The sequence below is a fragment of the Ensifer sp. ZNC0028 genome, assembly GCF_000799055.1.
In the GTDB taxonomy this organism is placed as follows: domain Bacteria; phylum Pseudomonadota; class Alphaproteobacteria; order Rhizobiales; family Rhizobiaceae; genus Ensifer.
In genome coordinates, this window is record NZ_JTLA01000229.1 from 1 (window position 1) to 770 (window position 770).

Genomic DNA, 770 nt, shown 5'->3' on the forward strand with positions numbered 1-770 from the left:
CTCATCCCGCTGCCGCGACCTTCTCCCCGCAGGCGGGGAGAAGGGATATGCGGCCCGCTTCCAACCCCTCTCAAGACCTGTGGACCTGTGGACACGCCAAGGAGCTGCGCTCCGTACGGAGCGAAGGCAGAGATTCGTTGTGTGGAAAAGGGGCTGGTGCAGCGATCTCGGCGCTGTCCCCTCTCCCCGCAAGCGGGAAGAGGGCTAGTCCTCGGGTTAAACCCGAGGAGAGGGGCATCTCCGAGCTCGGAGTGCCCGACAACTGCTTGATTACGAGAGCCGCGCGCAGGCGTCGGCGATGCGCGTCAGCGCTTCCTTCAGTTCCGCTTCCGAGGTCGCGTAGGAGATCCGGAAGAAGGGGGAGAGACCGAAGGCCGAGCCTGGGACGACGGCGACATGGGCGTCGTCGAGCAGGTAGGCGCAGAAGTCCGTGTCCGTCTCTATCTTTTTGCCTGAAGGCGTGACCTTGCCGAGCATGCCGGCGCAGCCGGAGAAGGTGTAGAAGGCACCTTCCGGGACGCGGCAGTCGAGACCGGCAATGGCGTTGAGACCATTGACGACGAGATCGCGGCGGCGCTGGAAGCTGGCGGTGCGTTCCTTCAGGAATTCCTGCGGACCGGTCAGCGCTGCAACCGAGGCGGCCTGGCTGACGGAGGAGGGGCAGGAGGTCGCCTGGCTCTGGACCACAGCCATCGCCTTGATCAGGTCGCGCGGGCCACCGGCATAGCCGATGCGCCAGCCGGTCATGGCATAGGCCTTGGAGACGCCGT

Annotated in this window: 1 protein-coding gene; it reads right to left on the reverse strand. The window is 65.6% G+C overall.

Going from position 1 to position 770, the window contains the following annotated elements; translation table 11 throughout:
* Positions 1–270: 270 nt before the first annotated feature.
* On the reverse strand, positions 271–770 hold a 500-nt coding region (locus L981_RS32730), incomplete at its 5' end, for an aminotransferase class I/II-fold pyridoxal phosphate-dependent enzyme (protein ID WP_043626997.1).